The 22,062-nt window shown below is 63.2% G+C and carries 29 protein-coding genes; 26 read left to right on the top strand and 3 right to left on the bottom strand.

Features of this window, described 5'->3' with window-relative positions; all coding sequences use genetic code 11:
- Window positions 1–128: 128 nt before the first annotated feature.
- From WJS89_RS04690 to WJS89_RS04680, 3 genes are read left to right on the top strand one after another with little or no spacing between them, the layout of a single operon-like run.
- The gene (locus WJS89_RS04690; RefSeq protein ID WP_346339758.1) at window positions 129–806 is read left to right on the top strand and encodes an RluA family pseudouridine synthase; all 678 of its coding nucleotides are present in this window, start codon (window positions 129–131) and stop codon (window positions 804–806) included.
- A gap of 21 nt (window positions 807–827) precedes the next feature.
- On the top strand, window positions 828–1,238 hold the full coding sequence (gene arfB, locus WJS89_RS04685) for an alternative ribosome rescue aminoacyl-tRNA hydrolase ArfB (protein ID WP_346339757.1): 411 nt from the start codon (window positions 828–830) through the stop codon (window positions 1,236–1,238).
- Window positions 1,239–1,240: 2 nt separating this feature from the next.
- Window positions 1,241–1,720: a GAF domain-containing protein gene (locus tag WJS89_RS04680; protein WP_346339756.1), complete on the top strand. Its 480-nt coding sequence runs from the start codon at window positions 1,241–1,243 to the stop codon at window positions 1,718–1,720.
- Window positions 1,721–1,849: 129 nt separating this feature from the next.
- Here the strand turns inward: WJS89_RS04680 and WJS89_RS04675 are convergent, their stop codons facing one another.
- Window positions 1,850–2,308 (bottom strand): universal stress protein, encoded by a 459-nt coding sequence (locus tag WJS89_RS04675; RefSeq protein WP_346339755.1) that lies wholly within the window; start codon window positions 2,306–2,308, stop codon window positions 1,850–1,852.
- A gap of 120 nt (window positions 2,309–2,428) precedes the next feature.
- On the opposite strand from WJS89_RS04675, the gene WJS89_RS04670 reads away from it, so the two are divergent.
- From WJS89_RS04670 to WJS89_RS04615, 12 genes are all read left to right on the top strand, one after another.
- A complete protein-coding gene (locus WJS89_RS04670) occupies window positions 2,429–3,766 on the top strand; it encodes a pyruvate dehydrogenase complex dihydrolipoamide acetyltransferase (protein WP_346339754.1) in 1,338 nt (445 codons plus the stop codon).
- 15 nt (window positions 3,767–3,781) lie between these two features.
- The gene (locus WJS89_RS04665) at window positions 3,782–4,324 is read left to right on the top strand and encodes a hypothetical protein (protein WP_346339753.1); all 543 of its coding nucleotides are present in this window, start codon (window positions 3,782–3,784) and stop codon (window positions 4,322–4,324) included.
- Window positions 4,325–4,519: 195 nt separating this feature from the next.
- On the top strand, window positions 4,520–4,798 hold the full coding sequence (locus WJS89_RS04660) for a hypothetical protein (protein WP_346339752.1): 279 nt from the start codon (window positions 4,520–4,522) through the stop codon (window positions 4,796–4,798).
- Window positions 4,791–5,156, top strand: coding sequence for an acyl-CoA thioesterase (locus WJS89_RS04655; RefSeq protein ID WP_346339751.1), 366 nt, complete (start codon window positions 4,791–4,793; stop codon window positions 5,154–5,156). The genes WJS89_RS04660 and WJS89_RS04655 overlap by 8 nt, the downstream gene beginning before the upstream one ends.
- A 73-nt stretch (window positions 5,157–5,229) precedes the next feature.
- On the top strand, window positions 5,230–5,439 hold the full coding sequence (locus WJS89_RS04650) for a hypothetical protein (RefSeq protein ID WP_346339750.1): 210 nt from the start codon (window positions 5,230–5,232) through the stop codon (window positions 5,437–5,439).
- A gap of 74 nt (window positions 5,440–5,513) precedes the next feature.
- The gene (locus WJS89_RS04645; RefSeq protein ID WP_346339749.1) at window positions 5,514–6,014 is read left to right on the top strand and encodes a hypothetical protein; all 501 of its coding nucleotides are present in this window, start codon (window positions 5,514–5,516) and stop codon (window positions 6,012–6,014) included.
- Window positions 6,011–6,838 carry a hypothetical protein gene (locus WJS89_RS04640; RefSeq protein WP_346339748.1) on the top strand — a complete coding sequence of 276 codons (828 nt, stop codon included), beginning with the start codon at window positions 6,011–6,013 and terminating at the stop codon, window positions 6,836–6,838. The genes WJS89_RS04645 and WJS89_RS04640 overlap by 4 nt, the downstream gene beginning before the upstream one ends.
- 10 nt (window positions 6,839–6,848) lie before the next feature.
- Window positions 6,849–7,400, top strand: coding sequence for a hypothetical protein (locus WJS89_RS04635; protein WP_346339747.1), 552 nt, complete (start codon window positions 6,849–6,851; stop codon window positions 7,398–7,400).
- Window positions 7,401–7,418: 18 nt separating this feature from the next.
- Window positions 7,419–8,834 carry a dihydrolipoyl dehydrogenase gene (lpdA, locus tag WJS89_RS04630; protein WP_346339746.1) on the top strand — a complete coding sequence of 472 codons (1,416 nt, stop codon included), beginning with the start codon at window positions 7,419–7,421 and terminating at the stop codon, window positions 8,832–8,834.
- A 72-nt stretch (window positions 8,835–8,906) separates the two neighbouring features.
- Window positions 8,907–9,671: a lysozyme gene (locus WJS89_RS04625; RefSeq protein ID WP_346339745.1), complete on the top strand. Its 765-nt coding sequence runs from the start codon at window positions 8,907–8,909 to the stop codon at window positions 9,669–9,671.
- Window positions 9,652–10,329: a hypothetical protein gene (locus tag WJS89_RS04620; protein ID WP_346339744.1), complete on the top strand. Its 678-nt coding sequence runs from the start codon at window positions 9,652–9,654 to the stop codon at window positions 10,327–10,329. The genes WJS89_RS04625 and WJS89_RS04620 overlap by 20 nt, the downstream gene beginning before the upstream one ends.
- A 42-nt stretch (window positions 10,330–10,371) precedes the next feature.
- On the top strand, window positions 10,372–10,713 hold the full coding sequence (locus WJS89_RS04615) for a DUF3140 domain-containing protein (RefSeq protein WP_346339743.1): 342 nt from the start codon (window positions 10,372–10,374) through the stop codon (window positions 10,711–10,713).
- Window positions 10,714–10,719: 6 nt separating this feature from the next.
- Here the strand turns inward: WJS89_RS04615 and WJS89_RS04610 are convergent, their stop codons facing one another.
- Both WJS89_RS04610 and WJS89_RS04605 read right to left on the bottom strand, forming a co-directional pair.
- Entirely contained in the window at window positions 10,720–11,805 is a 1,086-nt protein-coding gene (locus WJS89_RS04610; protein ID WP_346339742.1) for a glycosyltransferase family 4 protein, read from the bottom strand.
- Complete coding sequence (locus WJS89_RS04605) at window positions 11,802–12,686, bottom strand: UDP-2,3-diacylglucosamine diphosphatase (RefSeq protein WP_346339741.1); 885 nt, start codon at window positions 12,684–12,686, stop codon at window positions 11,802–11,804. Before WJS89_RS04605 ends, WJS89_RS04610 begins: the two co-directional genes overlap by 4 nt.
- Before the next feature lie 172 nt (window positions 12,687–12,858).
- On the opposite strand from WJS89_RS04605, the gene WJS89_RS04600 reads away from it, so the two are divergent.
- The 11 genes from WJS89_RS04600 (at window position 12,859) to rplB (ending at window position 22,062) form a co-directional block, all read left to right on the top strand.
- A complete protein-coding gene (locus WJS89_RS04600) occupies window positions 12,859–13,281 on the top strand; it encodes a hypothetical protein (RefSeq protein ID WP_346339740.1) in 423 nt (140 codons plus the stop codon).
- 200 nt (window positions 13,282–13,481) lie between these two features.
- Window positions 13,482–13,853 carry a 30S ribosomal protein S12 gene (gene rpsL / locus WJS89_RS04595; protein ID WP_028969180.1) on the top strand — a complete coding sequence of 124 codons (372 nt, stop codon included), beginning with the start codon at window positions 13,482–13,484 and terminating at the stop codon, window positions 13,851–13,853.
- A gap of 72 nt (window positions 13,854–13,925) precedes the next feature.
- Entirely contained in the window at window positions 13,926–14,396 is a 471-nt protein-coding gene (gene rpsG, locus WJS89_RS04590; protein ID WP_346339739.1) for a 30S ribosomal protein S7, read from the top strand.
- 68 nt (window positions 14,397–14,464) lie between these two features.
- Complete coding sequence (gene fusA / locus WJS89_RS04585; RefSeq protein ID WP_346339738.1) at window positions 14,465–16,564, top strand: elongation factor G; 2,100 nt, start codon at window positions 14,465–14,467, stop codon at window positions 16,562–16,564.
- Between the two features lie 112 nt (window positions 16,565–16,676).
- Window positions 16,677–17,867: an elongation factor Tu gene (tuf, locus tag WJS89_RS04580; RefSeq protein ID WP_346339737.1), complete on the top strand. Its 1,191-nt coding sequence runs from the start codon at window positions 16,677–16,679 to the stop codon at window positions 17,865–17,867.
- A 148-nt stretch (window positions 17,868–18,015) separates the two neighbouring features.
- A complete protein-coding gene (locus WJS89_RS04575; RefSeq protein WP_346339736.1) occupies window positions 18,016–18,633 on the top strand; it encodes a hypothetical protein in 618 nt (205 codons plus the stop codon).
- Between the two features lie 232 nt (window positions 18,634–18,865).
- On the top strand, window positions 18,866–19,177 hold the full coding sequence (rpsJ, locus tag WJS89_RS04570) for a 30S ribosomal protein S10 (RefSeq protein ID WP_028969184.1): 312 nt from the start codon (window positions 18,866–18,868) through the stop codon (window positions 19,175–19,177).
- A gap of 244 nt (window positions 19,178–19,421) precedes the next feature.
- Window positions 19,422–20,282, top strand: a complete 861-nt coding sequence (gene rplC / locus WJS89_RS04565; protein WP_346339735.1) for a 50S ribosomal protein L3 — start codon at window positions 19,422–19,424, stop codon at window positions 20,280–20,282.
- Window positions 20,283–20,285: 3 nt separating this feature from the next.
- Window positions 20,286–20,915, top strand: coding sequence for a 50S ribosomal protein L4 (gene rplD / locus WJS89_RS04560; protein ID WP_346339734.1), 630 nt, complete (start codon window positions 20,286–20,288; stop codon window positions 20,913–20,915).
- Window positions 20,908–21,222 (top strand): 50S ribosomal protein L23, encoded by a 315-nt coding sequence (locus tag WJS89_RS04555; RefSeq protein ID WP_346339733.1) that lies wholly within the window; start codon window positions 20,908–20,910, stop codon window positions 21,220–21,222. The genes rplD and WJS89_RS04555 overlap by 8 nt, the downstream gene beginning before the upstream one ends.
- Before the next feature lie 6 nt (window positions 21,223–21,228).
- Window positions 21,229–22,062, top strand: coding sequence for a 50S ribosomal protein L2 (gene rplB, locus WJS89_RS04550; protein WP_346339732.1), 834 nt, complete (start codon window positions 21,229–21,231; stop codon window positions 22,060–22,062).

The following is a 22,062-nucleotide window of genomic DNA, read 5'->3' as shown; positions in this document are numbered from 1 at the left end:
ATGCCAAAAGGTTAACAAAGTCATAAAGGTTAACGCGAGCGATTTTGGGTCCATTCTGTGACTCAAAAGACTCAGTCACGAAGATGGCGGCCTTTCGCCGTTTGGCGCGAGCGGCTAGGGCGACGCGCATGAAACTTAACGAGCGAATTCTCTTCATCGACGCCGACGTCGTGGGCATCGACAAGCCGCAAGGTCTGCCTGTGGATACCCCGCGACGCGGTGGCGATTCGGTCGAGGCGCGGCTCCCCGAACTGCGCGAGAATTACAAGCGTTTGCCGGCAATCATGCACCGACTCGATCAGGATACGTCCGGCTGCCTGCTGCTCGCGCGCCACCCGCCCGCGCGCAAATGGGTGCAGAAGGCGTTCGAGGAGCATCTCGTGCGCAAGCGCTACCTGGCAATGGTTGGCGGCGTCGTCGCGGAGGAAGAAGGCATGATCGAGCTGGCCGTCGCCAAGGTTTCGAGCGAGCAGGCGGGCTGGCGCATGGTCGCCGATCCTGCCGGAAAGCCGGCGGTGACCAAATGGCGGCGCCTCCACGTCGAGGGCGAACAGAGCCTCGTCGAATTCATTCCCGAGACGGGGCGGACGCACCAGATCCGCGTGCACGCGCGCGAGGGGCTGGGGCATGGGATCGTCGGCGACCGCGTCTACGGGTTTCCGGGCGGCCCGATGCTGCTGCACGCCGAGCGCCTCGAAGTGCCGCGTCCCAAGGGCAAGATGCTGCGCCTTCGCGCCCCGCTGCCGCCGCATTTTCCGGAATGGGCCGCGGCGGCCGCCGGCGTCGAACAGGACGAGGGCCTGTGAGCTTCGTTACCGGAGGCGCGGATGGCGCCTGAGAATGTGAGCATCCCCGAAGAGGCGCTCGACGAGACGTTCCTCGCCGCCTCGGGGCCAGGCGGTCAGCATGCCAATACGTCGGAAACCGGTGTGCAACTGCGCGTCGATTTGATGGCATTGGGGCTCAACGGTCGCGTGCTCAACCGCCTGCGTCATCTCGCGGGCAGCCGCGTGACAAAGGACCGGCGCGCGCTGATCCTCACCGCCAAGGGCTCGCGCAGCCGCAAGGACAATCGCGATGCGGTGCGCGCGCGTCTTGCGGAGCTGATCGCCAAGGCCCACGTGGCGCCAAAGAAACGCAAGAAGACGAAGCCGAGCTGGAGCGCGAAGCAGAAGCGCGTCGATAAGAAGGTCAAGCGCGGACAGAAAAAGGCGCTGCGCGGGAAGGTGGATTACTAGGAATGTACGATTTCAAGATCGAGGCCGCGGACAAGGCGGCCTTCTACGACGAGCTGGCGAAGGCGTTGGAAAGCCTCGTGGCGGGAGAGCCGGACGCGGTCGCCAACATGGCCAATGCCTCTTCGCTCATCATGGAGCAGTTGGGCGATCTCAACTGGGTGGGCTTCTACCGCAACGTGGGCGGCGAACTGGTGCTGGGGCCGTTCCAGGGCCGCGCGGCCTGTATCCGCATTCCGTTCGGCAAGGGCGTGTGCGGCGCGGCGGCGGAAACGTTGGAGACGCAGCGCGTCGAGGATGTCCACGCGTTTCCCGGGCATATCGCCTGCGACGCGGCGAGCCGGAGCGAACTGGTGGTGCCGATCATAAAGGACGGCGAACTGGTCGCCGTGCTCGATCTGGACAGCCCGACGCCGGCGCGGTTCGACGCCGAGGACCAGGCGGGCTGTGAGAAATTGTGCCGGGTGCTGGAGCAGGCGCTCTAGTATTCAGAGATGGGGTCAGGGCGGCCTGACCCCGTCGGTCCTGTCGCTCGGAAGAGCGCAGGCCGTCCGCGCTTCGCGCTCTCTTATGGAAGGACGCTCGCTGCGCTCCTCTTTCCTTCCATTCGGGCACTACGCCAACAGCTCGATCCGCTCGTCATCCAACCCGCCCGGCACCAGCAAGATCGGACAGGGCAGATCGCCCGCGCCCTCGCCGGTGAAATGCTTGACGATGGGGCCCGGATTCTTCCCCGCCTTCGCGCCCAGCACCAGCGCGGCGAGGTCGTCGCGTTCGTGGATCATCTCCTTGATGACCTTGATGGGGTCGCCCTGGCGGATCGTGATCTTCGGCTTGATCCCGCTCGTCTCGACGATTTCGCCGACGGTGGACGCGATCGCGGCCTCGATGCGGTTCATATCCTCTTCCTCGATCGCCGCCTGCACGCCGCCCCATTGGACGAAATCCTGCGGCTCGACGATCGCGAGCACTTCCACCCCGCGGTCGGTTTTCTGCGCGCGCTTGGCGACGAAGCGGAGCGAGACCTTGGCCTCTTCGCTCTCGTTGACGATCACCAGATAGGTCTGGTCCATATCTGCCCTCCACTGACGGCGTGGACGCTGCGGCAAAACCGCTGGGCGCGCAAGGTGGCGCGGCCCCTTGACGCTAGGGAGACCATCGGCTTTGAGCGGGCGGACAGGAGGAATGTTTCGATGGCCACCGAACTCAAGATGCCCGCATTGTCGCCCACCATGGAGGAGGGGACGCTTGCGAAATGGCTCGTCAAGGAAGGCGACACGATCGCGTCCGGCGACCTGTTGGCCGAGATCGAGACCGACAAGGCGACGATGGAGTTCGAGGCGGTCGACGAAGGCACGCTTCTGAAGATCCTCGTCGAGGAAGGCACCGACAATGTCGCGGTCGGCACGGTCATCGCGATGATCGGTGAGGAAGGCGAAGAGGTCTCCGCCCCGTCGAACGACGCGCCCAAGGCCAAGAGCGCTCCCGAGGCCGCGCCCGCGCCCGACAAAGGCTATGGCCGCGACGACGCGCCCAAGACGGAATCCAAGTCGGTCGACGCGCCTGCCAAGAGCGCGGCCCCCGCCGACACCAAGGCGCCCGCCGCGCCGCTGAAGGACGGCGAGCGCGTCAAGGCCTCGCCGCTCGCGCGCCGCCTGGCCGAAGCGCAGGGCATCGACCTGACGGGCCTGGAGGGTTCTGGCCCGAACGGACGGATCGTGCGCGCGGACGTGGACGCCGCGGCAGGCAAGGCACCCGCCAAGGATGCCGCGCCCGTCGAGGCCGCCGCGCCGTCGCCGAGCGCGCCGGGCGTCGCGCCCGCCGAGGTCGAGCCGCTCGACATTCCGCACGAGGTCGAGAAGCTTTCGAACATGCGCAAGACGATCGCGCGCCGCCTGACCGAGGCCAAGCAGCAGATCCCGCACATCTACCTCACGGTCGATTGCCAGCTCGACGCGCTGCTCAAGCTGCGCAGCCAGATCAACAAGAGTATCGAGGAGCGCGGGCAGAAGCTGTCGGTCAACGATCTGCTAATCAAGGCGCTCGCCAAGGCGCTCATCGAAGTGCCCGAGTGCAACGTGTCTTTTGCGGGCTCGAACCTCATCAAGTACAAGCGCGCCGACATTTCGGTCGCGGTCAGCATCGACGGCGGGCTGATCACCCCGATCGTCGCGGGCGCGGACACCAAGTCGCTGTCGGCGATTTCGGACGAGGTGAAGGACCTCGCGGGGCGCGCCAAGGAAGGCAAGCTGGCCCCGGAGGAATATCAGGGCGGCACCGCCAGTATTTCCAACATGGGCATGTTCGGCATCAAGCAGTTCGACGCGGTCATCAACCCGCCGCAGGCGATGATCCTCGCGGTCGGTGCGGGCGAGAAGCGTGCGCACATTGTCGACGACGCGGTCCAGATCGCGACCGTGATGAGCGCCACCGGCAGCTTCGACCACCGCGCCATCGACGGCGCGGACGGCGCCAAGCTGATGCAGGCGTTCAAGCGACTGGTCGAGAACCCGATGGGGTTGGTGGCTTAGGGGAGATGCGCGCTCATGGCCGTTGCTTCCATCCTGACTTTGATGGTCGCAATCGTTCTGGCTATCTCGTTAGGCCCGCGAGGCAATTCAAAATCCAAACGGTTTTTTCTCGCGAAGACCATGCTCGTCAGTTGGGCATTCGGTGCGATACTGGTTCTTGGGAAGATATTGAGTCCTAATCGAGGCTTTCCGGAATTTCGGCATATTTCAAGCCTTGGCGATCTTGCCGCGGTGATTCTCATGACCCCAGTGGCAGGTCTCTTCGTCGGGCTGTTCTTCACGCCCGCCGTTGGGTTCGTCATCTGGCTTTTCGAGAAGTTCGCGCGGTCGCGACTCCAACACTGGAGGCTAGCTGCCATTCTTCTTGCGATCGGTCTCAGCGTGATAGTCGGAATGTCGGTTGGCTGGGCAAGCGGGATTTTCGTCGATCCGACGCAATCAGAAAATCCCTTTGCGTTCCTGATGGATCCAGAGGTTTTGGCGGTGATCTTAGTTGCTGCGGGGATAGCGAGCGGATCGGTGTACGCTCTCATGAGCAGGAATCCGATCGATGCCTGACCCCCTCATCCGCGTCACAGAGATGCAGGCGAACTTCGCGCGAGCTAACCATGAGCTGGCGGAGACTCAACTCGAAGCGATCGCATAATGCGACTCCGGGATGTCATTCTCCGCATACTCATTATCGCGATTGCAGGAGCGTTTTTATCTGCTTCGACTTTCGTATTCATCAGCCCACTTCGGGACGCTTCGCTCATGACCGAGTGGGGCATCTATTTTTTCCAGGGTTTGTCGATCTATGTCGTTGGAGGGTTCATCGTGTTGCCGGTTTTGCTCGGCGTACGGTTGCGAGCGCCTCGGTACGCTAGACCCGCTTCAGTTCTGATTGGTGGGGTCGGGCTACCGCTTCTCTCAAGTCGACTACCCAATCCGATTGCCTATTATTTCGTTGTCGGACTGACGGGGGCAATGATGGGATTTCTCGCCTATCACCTCATTCTCGCAAAATGGTCGGATAGGAAAATGAATGCCTGACCCCCTCATCCGCGTCACCGCCATGCCCTCGGACACCAATCCCTACGGCGGAATCTTCGGTGGCTGGCTGATGAGCCAGATGGCGCTGGCGGCGGGGTCGCTGGCCTCGCGCCATTCGAAGGGCAAAGCGGTCGTCGTCGCGGCCACCGATCTCGCCTTTCCGGGCGCGATGGCGGTGGGGGACGAGCTTTCCGTCTATGCCGACTTGGTGAGGGAAGGCACCACCTCGATGACCATCCGCGCGCGGGCTGAGGGGCGCGAGCGGGACAGGGACGCCACGTTCGAAGTGGCGAGCGGTGTTTTCACCTTCGTCGCGGTGACCAAGGACAATAAAAGGCGATCCGTTAACGAGCGTTAACAATCGTAACCTTTTCTTCACGCGGCACCCGCATTCTCGGGATCGGTGGAGTTCGGGAAGGGACTTGAAGCCGATGAAATGGATGACGGCCTTGTTGCTGGGAGGGTTGATGGCCTTCCTGCTGCCGATGTTCCTCGGGGGGAACGGCGGCGTATGGATGGGAAGCATGGCGAGCGTAGGGACGGTGCGGCCGTTCGCCCATTCGCCGGGCCTCCTGTTTTCGATCCCGCTGTTCCTGTTCGCGGCCTTCGCGCTGCGCAGCTTCTTCGAGTGGCATAGCTGAGCGGCGGCGTCTTCCGCGCCATATCGACATTCTTAACCGCTTGGCGCTAGCGTTTCCTCTTCAGGGGGGACGCGATGGGTGACGCACGTTTCTGGCAGGACCGGGGGTGGATGCACCTCCATCCGCTGACCGCGGTGCAGCTGACGATCGTGACCGGCATGGCGGTCGCAGTGCTGTGGTCGGCCTGGTCGATCGACCTCGAGGGCAAGGGCTTCGGCGACTTCCTGCGCTCGATGCTCGGCGTGGGGGTGCTGGCCTTCATCGTGCAGGCGCTTTTCACCACGCCCTTCACCTGGGCCGCGACGGTCTTCGCCAACAAGAATGCGCAAAATCACACGCGGCTCATGTGGGCGGCACATTATGCGATGATGTTTCTTTTCGGCTGGTGGCTCGGCTGGGCGGTCTTCGACGAAATCTTCTCGCCATTGTTCGGCTCGATGCAGGACGAGCTCCTCGAAATCTGGTGGTATCCGCTGGGCAACATCGTCTTGTGCAGCCTCGCCGCCAATGCCGAGGGCGCGCGGCGAAAGCAGCGGCAGGGCGCGGATCGGCGGGTGGACGCGGGGCTGGCGTGAACGCCTTGCGGTTCGGCGCCGACGACGCCTCCAACATCGCGTTCACTGCCTTCGTCGTGCTCGTCGGCGGGGCGACGTTGCTTCACGCGCTGTCCGCACTGGTCGCCAAGGCGCGGGGCAAGGGGAAGAAGCGTTCGCTCGCGGAAATCGCGATGGGGGTCGGGATCCTCCTGGTGCCCTTCGCCGCGCTGGCGACAGTCATCGCGATTCCGCTCGGCACGAGCCTGCTCGCGATCCCGCTGTCGCGCGGCGGCTGGATCCTGGTCGCGGTGGCGGCGGCCTTCTTCCTCTATCGCGCGACCCGGATGCGCGGCTACGGAATCGAGGGCTGCACCAAGCTCATCGCTTGCATGATGATGGCCTATGCGCTCGTATGGGCGCTTACCGCGCTGTTCAGCGGCGCTGGGGAAGTGGCTGGCGGGGTGGCGGCCGAACCCGTCGAGGAAAGCGTCGCGATCGGCTTCGAACTCCTGCGATCGCTCCTCGTGGCGCTCCCGTTCGTCTTGTTCGTCGGCTTCATCACCGAAAAGCAGCCCTCGGCGTTTCTTCTGGGCTTGCTGATCATGCTCGCCTTGACCGCGAACCTCGCTTTCGTGCCGGTTGAAGAGGGGAGGGTCGGCTGGCTCCCACAAGGCGATGCGCTGCGTTTCCCGATCGTCGGCGCGCTGGCGATGATGGCGTGGACGCTGCCGTGGATCGCCGGCCAGCTCATCTTCGATCGCAAGAAGTTCGCCTGGAAGATGTGGCGCAATCTGTGGCTCGTGCTCGGCGCGACGGGCGCGCTGATGGGCGGGCTTTGGGCGCTCTTGCGGCTTTCGTTCTGAGGAGGCGGAAATGTCCATCGAACTCGACATGATCAACCGCAAGCGCAAGGCGGATCGCGCGTGGGGATGGGTGTTCGACCTGTTCGTTCTCGCCTTTCCGATCGCGCTCGTCGCGGCGGCATTCGGAAGTGGGGACGAGGGCCGCGACTTCCTGCGCGCCTCGCTCGTCGCGCTTCCCGCGACCCTATACCTGACCCGCGATCCGAGAAAGGCCGGACTGAAGTTCCTGCTCGGCTTCCAGTTCTTCTGGACGCTGGTGATGTGGATGGTCTTCACGAGCCCCGGCGCGGGCGATGTTGGCTGGTACGAGCGGGTCATCGATTTCTATGCTCGGGAGGCCGGCACGAACGGTATTGGGCCGGCCCGAAACGAATGGCTCGCGTTCCCGCTGCGCGGCGCGCTGGCATTCGGTGCGGTGGCGCTGGCCTTCCTGCTACCCTTCAAGCTTATCTTCCAACGCCTCTTCGGAACCTGGCGCAAGATGGCGCTTACTGTCCTGCGCGTTGCGGCCTTCGGGGGCTTGTTCGGGCTGTTGTGGGCGGGTAGTCGGCTCCTGTTCTGAGAAGAAGGGGATAACCGCATGGCCGACGCTTACGATCTCATCGTTCTGGGAAGCGGGCCTGGCGGCTATGTCGCGGCGATCCGCGCCAGCCAACTAGGGTTGAAGACCGCAATCGTCGAGCGCGAGAGCCTGGGCGGTATCTGCCTCAACTGGGGCTGCATCCCGACCAAAGCGCTGCTGCGCTCGGGCGAAATCCTCCATCACATGAAGCATGCCGAAAGCTTCGGGCTGAAGGCGGAGAATGTCGGCATGGACCTCGACAAGGTCGTTGCGCGCAGCCGCGGGGTGGCCAAGCAGCTCAATCAGGGCGTCACCGGTCTGATGAAGAAGAACAAGATCGACGTGCACATGGGCACGGGGGTCCTCAAGAGCGCGGGCGAGCTGGAGGTGACGGGCGAAGACGGCAAGGCGAAGAGCCTCAAAGCCAAGCATATCATCGTCGCCACCGGCGCGCGCGCGCGCGACCTGCCGTTCGCGGCGGCGGACGGGGACAAGATCTGGACTTACCGCCACGCGATGGTGCCTAAGGAAATGCCCAAGGATTTGCTGGTGATCGGCTCGGGCGCGATCGGCATCGAATTCGCGAGCTTCTACAACGACATGGGCGCCAACGTGACCGTCGTCGAGATGATGGACCGCATCGTGCCGGTCGAGGACGAGGAGATCTCCGCCGAACTGCTCAAGCAGCTCAAGAAGCAGGGCATGACGATCATGGCCAAGGCGGGCGTCGAGAGCCTCAGCGCGACCAAGGGCGGCGTGAAGGCCAAGATCAAGGACGACAAGGGCAAGGTCGAGGAAAAGAGCTTCTCGCACTGCATCGTCGCGATCGGTATCCTGCCCAACACCGAGAACATCGGGCTCGAAAAACTGGGCATCAAGACCACCAAGGGTCATATCGACACCGACCATCACTGCCGCACCAATGTGAAAGGCGTGTGGGCGATCGGCGACGTGACCGCGCCGCCGTGGCTCGCGCACAAGGCCAGCCACGAAGGCATCATCTGCGTCGAGGCGATCGCGCAGGAGATGGGCAACAAGGACGTGCACCCCCACGCGATGGACGTGAAGAACATCCCCGGATGCACCTACTGCCATCCGCAGGTGGCGAGCGTCGGGCTGACCGAGGCCAAGGCCAAGGAGGCCGGCCACAAGGTCAAGGTCGGCAAGTTCCCCTTCATCGGCAACGGCAAGGCGATCGCGCTGGGCGAGACGCAGGGCTTTATCAAGACCGTCTTCGATGCGGAGACGGGCGAGCTTCTGGGCGCGCACATGATCGGTGCCGAAGTGACCGAACTCATCCAGGGCTATACCGTCGGCAAGCAGGCCGAACTGGTCGAGCAGGACTTCATGAACACCGTCTACCCGCACCCGACGCTGTCGGAGATGATGCACGAAAGCGTGCTCGCGGCTTATGGGCGGGTGCTGCATATCTAGCGCGCGCATCGGCACGGGGGTGGGGTTGCGCACCGAGGCCGCTAAGGGTCGTTTCAGTCCGAACGCAGGAGAATGAGCGTCTCGTCATCCACCGAACCAAGGCGGCCCATCGAACCCGCGATCGGGAGTGCGGGCACTGCGGATCACCGCGACCGTCCCGAGGTCGGTCACAAGGACCGGCGCTTGCCGCTCGCATGGCGCGAGATTGTGGGCGTTCTGGTCCTGATCGCCTTGGGGACGCTCGCTTATTATTCCTACATTCGCGACCAGATCTGGGTCGAGCGCGGCGCGGAAGCCGGGTTGAGTGAAGACGAAGCCTTGGCGCGGCAGGGTAGCGACGCGCGGGCGCTGGCGGCGGACCTCGGGATCAGCGACGAGCTGCGCGACATCATCCGCGAGGAAGAGGGGCAGGTGCTGACCGTCTACCGCGACATCACGGGCAAGCCGACGGTCGGAGCGGGTCATCTGGTCGTCCCCGCCGACAAGCTCGCGGTCGGCGACCGGATCAGCGCGCGGCAGATGGAGACGTTTCTCGACCGCGATCTGAAAAAGGCTGCGAAAAGCGTACGCAAGCTGCTCGGGCGAACGAAAGTGAAGCAGCATGAATTCGATGCTCTCGTCGATCTCGTCTACAATGTCGGACCGGGCAATGTCTCCGAGACCAAGAGCCCGGGACTGAATGCGGGCATCCGCAACGCCGATTACAGGCTGATCTCGGAGAATTTGCATTATAGCCGTGCGGCGGATGGCCGGCGGGCGGGCGGTCTCGTCAACCGCTCGGAACGGCGCCGGCGTATATTCGAGAAGGGAGACTATGGTGATCCGCGTGAACGCTAGAGGGCTCGCTGCCGGGCTCGCCATCCTGGCCTTGGCAGGCTGCGGCGCGCAGGACGACGAGCCGCGCCCGACGCAGGCGATCGAGGAGGCGAGCGCTGACGGTTCGCGCGAGACGGCGGGGAGCGATGCCGCGGAAGATTGCCTTCTTGCGATCTGGGCAACGCGCGAGGGGGCCGAGGATTATGGTGGGGAGAGCGAGCGCGCCTTTGACCGTAGTCATGATTCGGCGTCGGGGGGCGCGATCAGTTGTGCGACCTCGACCAGCGCGTCGCAGTTCGAGAAGACGCTGGAAGCGCTACGCAATGGCGCGACTAACGGAGATCGCGCGCAACTGCTCGCCGAGGCGGGCATCCCGCTCCTCTTTATCGATAGCGAGGGGAAGGCCACGCAGATCGAGGACGTGGAATCGCTCGAAAGCGCGTTCGACCAGGTCTTCACCACCGAGACCATCGACAAACTCCGCCAAATCGCGCTCGAGGATATGACGGTCGTGCCGGAAAAGGGCGGCTTCTTCGATCTTGGAGCGATCTGGCTGGTCGTCCCCGAGACGGGTGGGCGACCGCAATTGGTGACCGTCAATGATCAGGCCGCGGCGGAAGCGGCCGTGACCAGAGCGCGCGATGCTGCCGAAGCTGCCGAACGGGCGGGATCGGAATAGTCGCCCAGCCCGTTCGGTTTCTCAGATAAAGGAGAGTGACGGATGAGCGAACGTAACGAGGACGAGAAAGTCGAGATCCGCAAGGAATTCCGCGACAAGGTCAACATGAGCCCGTCCGAGTTGGAAGACTGGCTCGACACCGAGGAATCCAAATCTGTCGGCGATAGCGACGGTAGCGAGAGCACCGGTCACAAGTCGGGGCGGCGGATCGTGAAGATCAAGCGCAAGAATGTCGACGAGCTGACCGCGGACGATCACGATCACATGGAAAAGGTCGTCGGCTATATCAATCGCCATTGCGCGCAAGGGCCCGACAGCGATGTCGAGAACAGCGACTGGCGCTACAGCCTCATGAACTGGGGGCATGACCCGCTGAAGGATTGATCGCCTTCAGGCGGGCAGCAGGCCCGGCGTGGCGCGGTTGGCCCGCGCAGCTTCCTCTTCCGCAAAGTCCGACAGGCCCGCGACGAAAGCGTCGGTACAGCGCGACCAGCGATAATGGCTGGCCTCGGTCTCGCAATCGAAAGGATCGCAGTCCAGCGCCCGATCGATCGCCGCTGCAAGGTCTTCGTCGAGCGCGCCGACCGGCCGCGTCCCGCCATGGGCACCGCATCCGTCCACGCCGATGATGTCGGCAGGGCCGGGGACGGGGAAGGCGGCGACGGGAAGCCCGCATGCCATCGCTTCGATGTTCACCAAACCGAATGTGTCGGTGCGGCTGGGAAAGACGAACAGGTCGGCAGCGCGATACGCGCCGACCAGCGCGTCGCCCTCGAGCTTGCCAAGAAAGACCGTGTCGGGAAACCGGCGGCGATACTCCTCGAGCGCCGGGCCGTCGCCGACCACGACCTTGGTGCCCGGCGTGCCGAGCGACAGGAAGGCCTCGAGGTTCTTTTCTACCGCAACGCGCCCGACGCTGATGAGGATCGGGCGAGGCAGGTTGGCCATCGCGGGCGGCGGCGGTGCGGGTCTGCCGAAGCGGGCAAGGTCGACGCCGCGCGACCACAGATGGACGGGGCCGATGCCGCGCGCGGTGAGTTCGGCGGCCAGCGAAGGCGTCGCGACCATGATACGCCGCGCGGGCGCATGGAAACGCTTGATGAAGGGCCAGAAGGCGGCGGCGGGCAGGCCGGTCCGCGCGGCGGCATAATCGGGAAAGCGCGTATGGAAGCAGGTCGTGAAGCTACGATGCTTCTTGCGGCACCAGCTGCGCGCCGCCCAACCGACCGGTCCCTCGGTTGCGATGTGGATGGCGTCGGGCGAGAATGCCGACAGCCGTTCCGCGACCTTTCGGCGGCACCCTAGTGCGAGACGGATTTCAGGGTAGGTCGGACAGGGGATCGAGGCGAAGTCGGCCGGCGTCACCATCTCCACCTCGTGTCCACGCGCGAGGAGGCACCGGATGGTCGCATCGAGTGAGCGAACGACGCCATTGACCTGCGGAAACCAGGCATCGGTAGCGATGAGGATTTTCATCGGACCGTCTCGCGCGTCGATCGAGCCGGGTGCGCCGCCATCGGTTCGATCTTCCGCTGTTTCGCACCCCACTCGAGGATCTCCATGCTGCCGTCGTCATGCTCAACGAGCGCGGTGCAGCTTTCGACCCAATCGCCGTCGTTGTAGTAGGTGATATCGCCGATCTGGCGGATTTCGGCGGAATGAATATGGCCACATACGACGCCGTCGACCCCGCGTTCCGCAGCAGCGCGCGCGACCGCCGCCTCGAAATCGCAGATGAAATTCACCGCATTCTTCACCTTCATCTTGAGGTGCGCGGACAAGGACCAGTAGGGCAGGTCGAGCCTGCGGCGGATGGCGGCATTGAGGCGGTTGAGTTTGAGCAGCAGCGTGTAGGCATGGTCTCCGAGGAAGGCGAGCCACCGGGCATAGCGCACCACGCCGTCGAACTCGTCGCCGTGGACGACCAGCAGCCGGCGACCGTCGGCGGTGGTATGCACGTCATGCGCGCGCACTTCGATGCCGCCGAACTCGAGGCCGACATAATCGCGGAACAGTTCGTCATGGTTGCCGGGAACGAAGATGACCCGCGTGCCGTGCTTGGCCTGCTTGAGCACGCACCGCACGACATCGTTGTGCAGCGAGGGCCAGTACCAGCCTTTGCGAAGCTGCCATCCGTCGACGATATCGCCCACGAGATAGAGCGTGTCGCAATCGATCGAGCGCAGGAAGTCCAGGAGCATGTCCGCCTGGCAGCCCTTGGTCCCGAGATGGGTGTCGGACACGAAGACGGTGCGATAGCGCGTGCGCTTCTTCTTGGGATCGAAATGGCGCGGCGTATCGAACCAGTCCGCAAACTGGCCAGGCGTAACAAAGCCTTTTTCGGTTGCGTCGAACATGCATCGCTCCTCTTGCGTTCGACGCCGGTCATAGCGGCGCGGCGATACATGCCATTGACACGGATATGTCGGTTTCGCGGCGATACGGTGGCGATCCTGTAACAATGGGGGAAACGCTCGTGGATGGCGTGGCGGCTTTGAAATCGGGTCGGTGGCTTCCTATATTGTTGATATGCCCGAACACGATCGCCCGACCGGAAAGTTCAACCGCCCGCCCGGCACGAGCGTGGTACAGAAGTTTGCGCAGATGGCCGGACGGGTCCGGCATCAGGGCAACAGGATGGTCGCGGAAATGCGCGCGGTCAGCGTTGCGCGCGAATTGTACGCCATGGGACGCATCACGCCCGACGACGTGGCGCGCCTCCAGCAACTGATTCGGCGCGTTCGCACGGCGCCCCGAGATCGCGCCGCCCGCGCCGAGCTTCTCGCCTTTGTCGGCGAACTGGTTCGGCGGCGTGGCAATGGCGGGGGAGCGGCGGGGCCCGATGTCCTTCCGGAACCCGTTCGACCGGGCGGTGGAAAGCCGTCGCTCGAGGGCGGGGCCGCTGTTCCGATCCCTCGCGAAGAAGGCCCGGACGAACCGACCGCCGCTTGACGGCTGGGCGTCATTCTTCTAAGGGCGCGCACGTCCGTTCGGAATAGGTTCCGTCCGGGCAAGAGCTGAACAACGACAGGCGAGATTTTCCAAGGGGTCCGTTCCCGGGAGTTAGCCGGGAGGGGAGACCCTTCGATTGCTGTTGCGCCTGTTCGCAGTAACCGCCGGAATGACCCGGTAAGATGAAAGGTGAAGGCTTCATGCCGACGATTAACCAGCTGATCCGGAAGGGTCGCGAACCGCAGAAGGCCAAGTCCAAGGTCCCTGCGATGGAACAGAACCCGCAGAAGCGCGGTGTCTGCACCCGTGTCTACACGACCACCCCGAAGAAGCCGAACTCGGCGCTGCGCAAGGTTGCCAAGGTGCGCCTCACGAACCAGCGCGAAGTCATCAGCTACATTCCGGGTGAAGGCCACAACCTGCAGGAGCACAGCGTCGTGCTGATCCGCGGCGGCCGTGTGCGCGACCTTCCGGGTGTGCGCTACCACGTGCTGCGCGGCGTGCTCGACACGCAGGGTGTCAAGGATCGCCGTCAGTCGCGCTCCAAGTACGGTGCCAAGCGTCCCAAGTAAGCTGGTTCATGTCGGTCGCGGCGGGAGGCCTCGTGCCCGTCCCGCGCGCCGCTCTACATAAAGGATAAGAATATGTCCCGTCGTCGTCGCCCAGAGAAGCGCGTCATCCTCCCCGATCCCAAGTTCGGTGATCTGGTCCTGTCGAAGTTCATGAACAACATCATGCTCGACGGTAAGAAGTCGGTTGCGGAAAGCATCGTCTACGGTGCGCTCGACAATGTCGAAGCGCGCATGAAGGCCGATCCGCTCGGTGTCTTCCACGAAGCGCTCAACAACATCAAGCCGGGCGTCGAAGTACGCTCGCGCCGCGTCGGCGGTGCCACCTACCAGGTGCCCGTCGAGGTCCGTCCCGACCGTGCGCAGGCGCTCGCCATCCGCTGGCTGATCTCGGCCGCGCGCAGCCGTAACGAGAAGACCATGGCCGCGCGCCTGTCGGGCGAACTGATGGACGCCAGCCAGAACCGCGGCAACGCGGTCAAGAAGCGCGAAGACACGCACCGCATGGCCGAAGCCAACCGCGCCTTCAGCCACTATCGCTGGTAGTCGCATTCAAACTGTAACGGATGGGGGCCATCGGGCCTCCATCCAGTAATCCGAAAGAGAGACCCCCCATGGCCCGCAGCCATCCTATCGAGCGCTATCGCAACATCGGCATCATGGCGCACATCGACGCCGGCAAGACGACGACGACCGAGCGCATCCTCTATTACACCGGCAAGTCCTACAAGATCGGCGAAGTCCATGACGGCGCCGCCACGATGGACTGGATGGAGCAGGAGCAGGAGCGCGGGATCACGATCACGTCGGCCGCGACGACGACCTTCTGGACCGTCAAGAACGGCGACGATGTGGGTGAAGAGCACCGCATCAACATCATCGACACCCCGGGCCACGTCGACTTCACCATCGAAGTCGAGCGTTCGCTGCGCGTCCTCGACGGCGCGGTCGCGGTGTTCGACGGCGTTGCGGGCGTGGAGCCCCAGTCGGAAACGGTGTGGCGTCAGGCGGACAAGTACAAGGTTCCGCGGATGTGCTTCATCAACAAGCTCGATCGCACCGGCGCGGACTTCTACTACTGCGTCAATTCGATCGTCGAGCGCCTCGGCGCGACCCCGCTCGTCCTCACGCTGCCGATCGGCGCGGAAGACCAGCTGCAGGGCATCGTCGACCTCGTCGAGATGCGCGGCGTCGTGTGGGAGAATGACGGCCTGGGCGCCGAATTCAACTATGTCGACATCCCCGACGACCTCAAGGACAAGGCCGAGGAGTATCGCGAGAAGCTCGTCGAGCTCGCCGTCGAACAGGACGACGATGCGATGATGGCCTATCTCGAAGGCGAACAGCCCGACACCGCGACGCTCAAGAAGCTCATCCGCAAGGGTACGCTCGGCCGCGCGTTCGTGCCGGTGCTGTGCGGTTCGGCGTTCAAGAACAAGGGCGTTCAGCCGCTGCTCGACGCGGTGGTCGAATATATGCCCTCGCCGATCGACGTTCCGGCCATCGAAGGTGTCATCCCCGACAGCGAAGAGACGGCCAAGCGTCCTTCGAGCGACGAGGAGCCCTTCGCGGCGCTCGCGTTCAAGATCATGAACGACCCGTTCGTCGGCTCGCTCACCTTCGCCCGCATCTACTCGGGCAAGCTGTCGAAGGGCAGCGTGCTCAACACGGTGAAGGACAAGAAGGAAAAGATCGGGCGCATGCTGCTCATGCACTCGAACAACCGTGAAGACATCGATGAGGCGTTCGCTGGCGACATCGTCGCGATCGCGGGCCTGAAGGACACCACCACCGGGGATACGCTGTGCGCCGAACGCGCGCCGATCATCCTCGAGCGGATGGAATTCCCCGATCCGGTCATCGAGCTTTCGGTGGAACCCAAGACCAAGGCCGACCAGGAAAAGATGGGCATCGCGCTCAATCGCCTTGCCGCCGAGGATCCCTCGTTCCGCGTCTCGACCGATCACGAATCGGGCCAGACGATCATCAAGGGCATGGGCGAATTGCACCTCGACATCATCGTCGACCGCATGAAGCGCGAGTTCAAGGTCGACGCCAACGTCGGTGCGCCGCAGGTGGCCTATCGTGAGTCGCTCAAGAAGCAGACCGAACTGAACTACACCCACAAGAAGCAGTCGGGTGGTTCGGGTCAGTTCGCCGAAGTGAAGATCCAGGTCACGCCGGGCGAGCGCGGCGCGGGCATCACCTTCACCGACAACGTCAAGGGCGGGAACATTCCCAAGGAATATATCCCCTCGGTCGAGAAGGGCATGCGCGAGACCGCCGAGACGGGTTCGCTGATCGGCTTCCCGATCATCGACTTCGACATCGAGCTCCTGGACGGCAAGTACCACGACGTCGACTCCAGCGCGCTGGCGTTCGAAATCGCGGGTCGTGCCGCGATGCGTGAAGTCGCCCAGAAGGCCGGCATCAAGCTCCTCGAGCCGGTGATGAAGGTTGAAGTCGTCACCCCCGAGGACTATCTCGGCGACGTGATCGGCGACTTGAACAGCCGTCGTGGTCAGATCCAGGGTACCGACAGCCGCGGCAACGCACAGGTCGTCGAAGCCATGGTCCCGCTGGCCAACATGTTCGGCTACATCAACGAGCTGCGCAGCTTCACTTCGGGTCGTGCCCAGTACAGCATGCAATTCTCGCACTATGACGAAGTCCCGCAGAACGTTGCGGACGAACTCAAGGCGAAGATGGCGTAACCTCGAGGGGCTAGCGCTCCTCGAAAATAGACGTTAAGGGCGCTCCGGTCTGACGGGAGCGGAGCTGCCCGCAACACACTTTAAGACATACGAACAGATAAAGAGGCGTATCATGGCGAAGGCAAAATTCGAGCGGAACAAACCGCACGTCAACATCGGCACCATCGGTCACGTCGACCATGGCAAGACGTCGCTGACCGCGGCGATCACCAAGACCCTGGCCGAAAGCGGTTCGGGCACGGCGGTCGATTTCGCGAACATCGACAAGGCTCCCGAAGAGCGCGAGCGCGGCATCACCATCTCGACGGCGCACGTCGAGTATGAGACGGAAAACCGTCACTATGCCCACGTCGACTGCCCGGGCCACGCCGACTATGTGAAGAACATGATCACCGGTGCCGCCCAGATGGACGGCGCGATCCTCGTGGTGTCGGCGGCCGACGGCCCCATGCCGCAGACCAAGGAGCACATCCTGCTCGCCAAGCAGGTCGGCGTGCCGACGATGGTCGTCTTCCTCAACAAGGTCGACCAGGTCGATGACCCCGAGCTTCTCGAACTCGTAGAACTCGAAATCCGCGAAGAACTTTCCAAGCGCGACTTCGACGGCGACAACATTCCGATCATTGCCGGTTCGGCGCTTGCTGCTCTCGAAGACAGCAACCGTGAAATCGGTCAGGAAGCGATCCTGAAGCTGATGGCGGCGGTTGACGAGTGGATCCCCGAGCCGGATCGTCCGCTCGACAAGGACTTCCTCATGCCGATCGAAGACGTGTTCTCGATCTCGGGCCGCGGCACCGTGGTGACCGGCCGTATCGAGACCGGCATCGTCAACGTGGGTGACGAAGTCGAAATCGTCGGCATCAAGGACACCACCAAGACGACCGTGACTGGCGTCGAAATGTTCCGCAAGCTGCTCGACCAGGGCCAGGCGGGTGACAATGTCGGCGCGCTGATCCGCGGCGTCGGCCGTGAAGAAGTCGAGCGTGGCCAGGTCCTGGCCAAGCCGGGTTCGATCACGCCGCACACCGACTTCGAAGCCGAAGTCTACGTCCTGTCGAAGGATGAAGGCGGCCGTCACACGCCGTTCTTCGCCAACTACCGTCCGCAGTTCTACTTCCGGACGACCGACGTGACCGGTGAAATCACGCTGCCCGAAGGCACGGAAATGGTCATGCCCGGCGACAACGTGTCGCTCGGCGTCAAGCTGATCGCTCCGATCGCCATGGACCAGGGTCTGCGCTTCGCCATCCGCGAAGGCGGCCGTACGGTCGGCGCGGGCGTGGTCGGCAAGATCACCGCGTAAACCTCGCGCGCTCCTTCACGGAGCGTTCGACAAGAAAAAGGCCCGGTGCTTCGTCATGAAGCGCCGGGCCTTTTGTTTTTTCTACGTCTCACAAAGGCCTGCTCACGATCCCATTGCACCCATCCGAGCCCCCATTTATTCAATCTTTGTGAAACAGCTAAAACTCCGATTGGCTATAGCCGCTTGTGCATTCTTAAGCGGATGCACGTCTGTGGATTTTGTGCCCGATGACGGCTGGCAGGACGATGATTGGAGCGCAGACTTCTACGAGCAATGGTTCGGTGAGCAGTTGGCCGCTGCCCAAGAACCATCGTTTTCAGAACCCGCCGATTTCAAAGAATTCTCACGTCGTTTCAGGCTTCTCATACTTCCATCCTTCGCACCGGCTTCAATCTACCGGATTGATGAGACGCAATCTGGAAGAATGATCCTGACCTACACTTTGCTCACCGGGAAAGGAGTGTACGACGCGGGGCGAATTGCGCAAACGAACCAGCGTGTCCTGTCACTTTCAGAATCGGCGTCTTTCAGAGAAGTCGTCGATCGCGCTCAACTGAGATCGATGACGCGCGAAGCCGCTACCGTTTTCGTAGACGAGAGTGGCAACGAAATAGCCATGATCTGTGCCGACGGAACGCAAGTCGTGGCCGAGCGCCTCACTACTGAAAGAAGACTATTCATCACGCGCCACGAATGTGAGTTGGAGCGATATCCTCGATTTGCGGCGCTCTATGATTTTGTATCGAAGCTAAAAGCCTCCGACTAACGCTGACAGTTCACTTTCCACCCTGAAGCTGACCCTCTTGAACGAGATATCCATTAGAGGGCTTGATCTCCTCCGGCACTGCCTGTAGACGCGCCCTCACAGACGGGGATTCGTCCCTGTCGCACAAGTTCAATGGAGGTCGCCCGTTCCGGTACGCCGGGCAGAAGCGGGATTGGCCTCTTGTTTTTTTGGGCTGGAAACAGCCTTGGCTCTTTCGCATCGGTGAGTGGACATGGAAACGCAGAATATTCGCATTCGTCTCAAGGCTTTCGACCATCGGGTTCTCGACCAGGCAACTGGCGACATCGCCGATACCGCACGCCGCACGGGTGCCCTCATTCGCGGTCCCATTCCGCTGCCGACGCGTATCGAGAAGTTCACCGTGAACCGCTCGCCCCACGTCGACAAGAAGTCGCGCGAGCAGTTCGAGGTCCGCACCTACAAGCGGCTGCTCGACATCGTGCAGCCCACGCCGCAGACGGTCGATGCTCTGATGAAGCTCGACCTCGCCGCAGGGGTGGACGTCGAGATCAAATTGGCCTAAGGGCCACGTCAACTCAGCCAAACGGTTGTTTTGATTCAAGGTTTGGAGGCTCAGGGCCTCTGCACCGCTGACGGCCTTCGGGCCTGACGGAAGCACTAGGGATACCGCACGGCATCGCCGTGGACTGCGTCCCCCGCCTCCTTCCCATCGGAAGGAACGACCCATGCGGGGGTTCGCACATTTTTCGGGTCGCAAGCACGTGGGCGATGAGCGTCCATCGTGCCTCTGATGGGAGTTACAGGTCATGCGCACTGGCGTGATCGCGAAGAAGATGGGGATGACCCGCTTGTTCCAGGAAGACGGCCGGCACGTTCCGGTGACCGTCCTCCAGCTGGAAGAGCTGCAGGTCGTTGCCCGTCGTGAAGCCGAACGCGACGGCTATAATTCGGTGGTTCTGGGTGCTGGCAAGGCGAAGGCGAAGAATGTCGCCAAGCCGCAGCGCGAAGTCTTCGGCAAGGCCGAGGTCGAGCCCAAGAAGAAGCTCGCCGAATTCCGTGTCGACGAAGATGCGCTGCTCGATGTGGGCGCGAACATCACCGCCGACCATTTCATCGCCGGCCAACTGGTCGACATCCAGGGCGTGACCCAGGGTAAGGGCTTTGCCGGCGCGATGAAGCGCTGGGGCTTCGGCGGCATGCGCGCGACGCACGGCGTCTCGATCAGCCACCGTGTGCACGGTTCGACGGGTAACCGCCAGGATCCGGGCCGCGTCTTCAAGAACAAGAAGATGGCCGGTCACATGGGTGCGCGTAACCGCACGCAGCAGAACCTCATGATCGTGCGTACCGACGTCGATCGTGGTCTTATCTTCGTGAAGGGCTCGGTGCCCGGCTCGAAGGGTGGTTGGCTGATGGTCACCGACGCGGTCAAGGTTGCGGCCCCCGAGGGCGTGCCGTTCCCCGCCGCGATGCGTCGCAATGCCGACGAGGTCGCCTCGGACGAAGCGCCCGCCGGCATGATCGAAGAAGCAGCGACCCAGGACGCCGCGCCCACCTTCACCCAGGAACAGGTTGAAGCGATGGCCGCCGAGCAGACTGCGGACGCCAACAAGGAAGCCGACGGCGAAGGCGACAAGCCCGAAGCCGGCGAAGGCAAGGAAGGCTAAGCGATGAAGGTCAAGGTACAGACCCTCGACGCCAAATCGGGCGGCGACGTGCAGCTCGACGAAGCGATCTTCGGCGTGGAGCCGCGCGAGGACATCCTCCACCGCGTCGTCACCTGGCAGCTCGTCAACCGCCGCGCCCCGGCGCGCGCGACCCGCGAGCGTTCGGATGTCGCACGCACCGGCAAGAAGTACGGCAAGCAGAAAGGTGGCGGCACCGCCCGTCACGGCGACCGCAAGGCCCCGATCTTCGTCGGCGGCGGCAAGGCGCACGGCGCCCGCGCGCGGACGTTCAGCTCGAGCCTCAACAAGAAGGTGCGCGTGCTGGGCCTCAAGATGGCGCTTTCCGCCAAGGCCAAGGACGGCAAGCTGATCGTGCTCGATAATCTCGACATGAACGGCGATGCCAAGACCAAGGCGCTGCAGGGCAAGCTGGAAAAGCTTGGCTTCGGCAAGACCAACCTGGTCATCGACGGTGAAGCGCTGAGCGTTGGTTTCGCTCGCGCAAGTGCCAACCTGCCGGGCATCAACCTGCTGCCCGCGGTCGGCGCCAACGTCTACGACATCCTTCGTCACGACACGCTGGTCCTCACCAAGGCCGGCATCGAAAAGCTGGAGGCCCGGTTCAATGGCTAAGGCAGACAAGAAGCAGGTCGAGAACCGTCATTACGACGTGATCCTCGCACCGCACATCACCGAAAAGGCGACGATGGCGGCCGAGCATAATGCGGTCGTCTTCAAGGTCGCCGGCACGGCCACCAAGCCGCAAATCAAGGAAGCGGTCGAAGCGCTTTACGGCGTGGAAGTCACGAAGGTGAACACCATCGTTTCCAAGGGCAAGGTCAAGCGCTGGAAGGGTCGTCCCTACAAGCGCAGCGACGAGAAGAAAGCGATCATCACCCTGAAAGAGGGTGACATGATCGACTATACGAGCGGGGTCTAAGGAACCATGGCACTCAAGGCATATAAACCGACGAGCCCCGCGCGCCGCGGCCTCATCCTGGTGGACCGTTCGGGTCTCCACAAGGGTGGTCCGGTCAAGGCGCTCACGCACGGTCTCACCAAGTCCGGTGGTCGCAACAACAAAGGCCATGTCACCGCGCGTGGCATCGGCGGCGGTCACAAGCAGAAGTATCGCATCATCGACTTCAAGCGCCGCAAGGAAGGCGAGGCGACGGTCGAGCGTCTGGAATATGATCCCAACCGCTCTGCCTATATCGCGCTCGTCACCTATGGCGACGGCGAACAGGCCTACATCATCGCGCCGCAGCGTCTCGCTCCGGGCGACAAGGTCGTCGCCGGCGAGAAGGTCGACGTGAAGCCGGGCAATGCGATGAAGATCGGCCAGATGCCGGTCGGTACCATCGTCCACAACATCGAGCTGAAGCCCGGCAAGGGCGGTCAGATCGCGCGCGCCGCGGGCACCTATTGCCAGGTCGTCGGCCGCGACAAGGGCATGGTCATCGTCCGCATGAACTCGGGCGAGCAGCGCTACATCCGCTCGGACTGCATGGCTTCGGTCGGTGCGGTGTCGAACCCGGATAACAGCAACACCACGCTCGCCAAGGCCGGCCGCAACCGCTGGAAGGGCAAGCGCCCGCTGACCCGCGGCGTCGCGAAGAACCCGGTCGACCACCCGCACGGCGGTGGTGAAGGCCGGACCTCGGGCGGTCGCCATCCGGTGACCCCGTGGGGCAAGCCGACCAAGGGTGCGCGCACTCGTAAGAACAAGGCGACGGACAAGTATATCATCCGCTCGCGTCACGCGAAGAAGAAGGGCTAA

Origin of the sequence: Sphingomicrobium aquimarinum (assembly GCF_039655735.1) — a bacterium.
GTDB lineage: Bacteria > Pseudomonadota > Alphaproteobacteria > Sphingomonadales > Sphingomonadaceae > Sphingomicrobium > Sphingomicrobium aquimarinum.
Note: the sequence above shows the minus strand (reverse complement) of the source record. Positions and strands in the feature narration are given on the sequence as shown.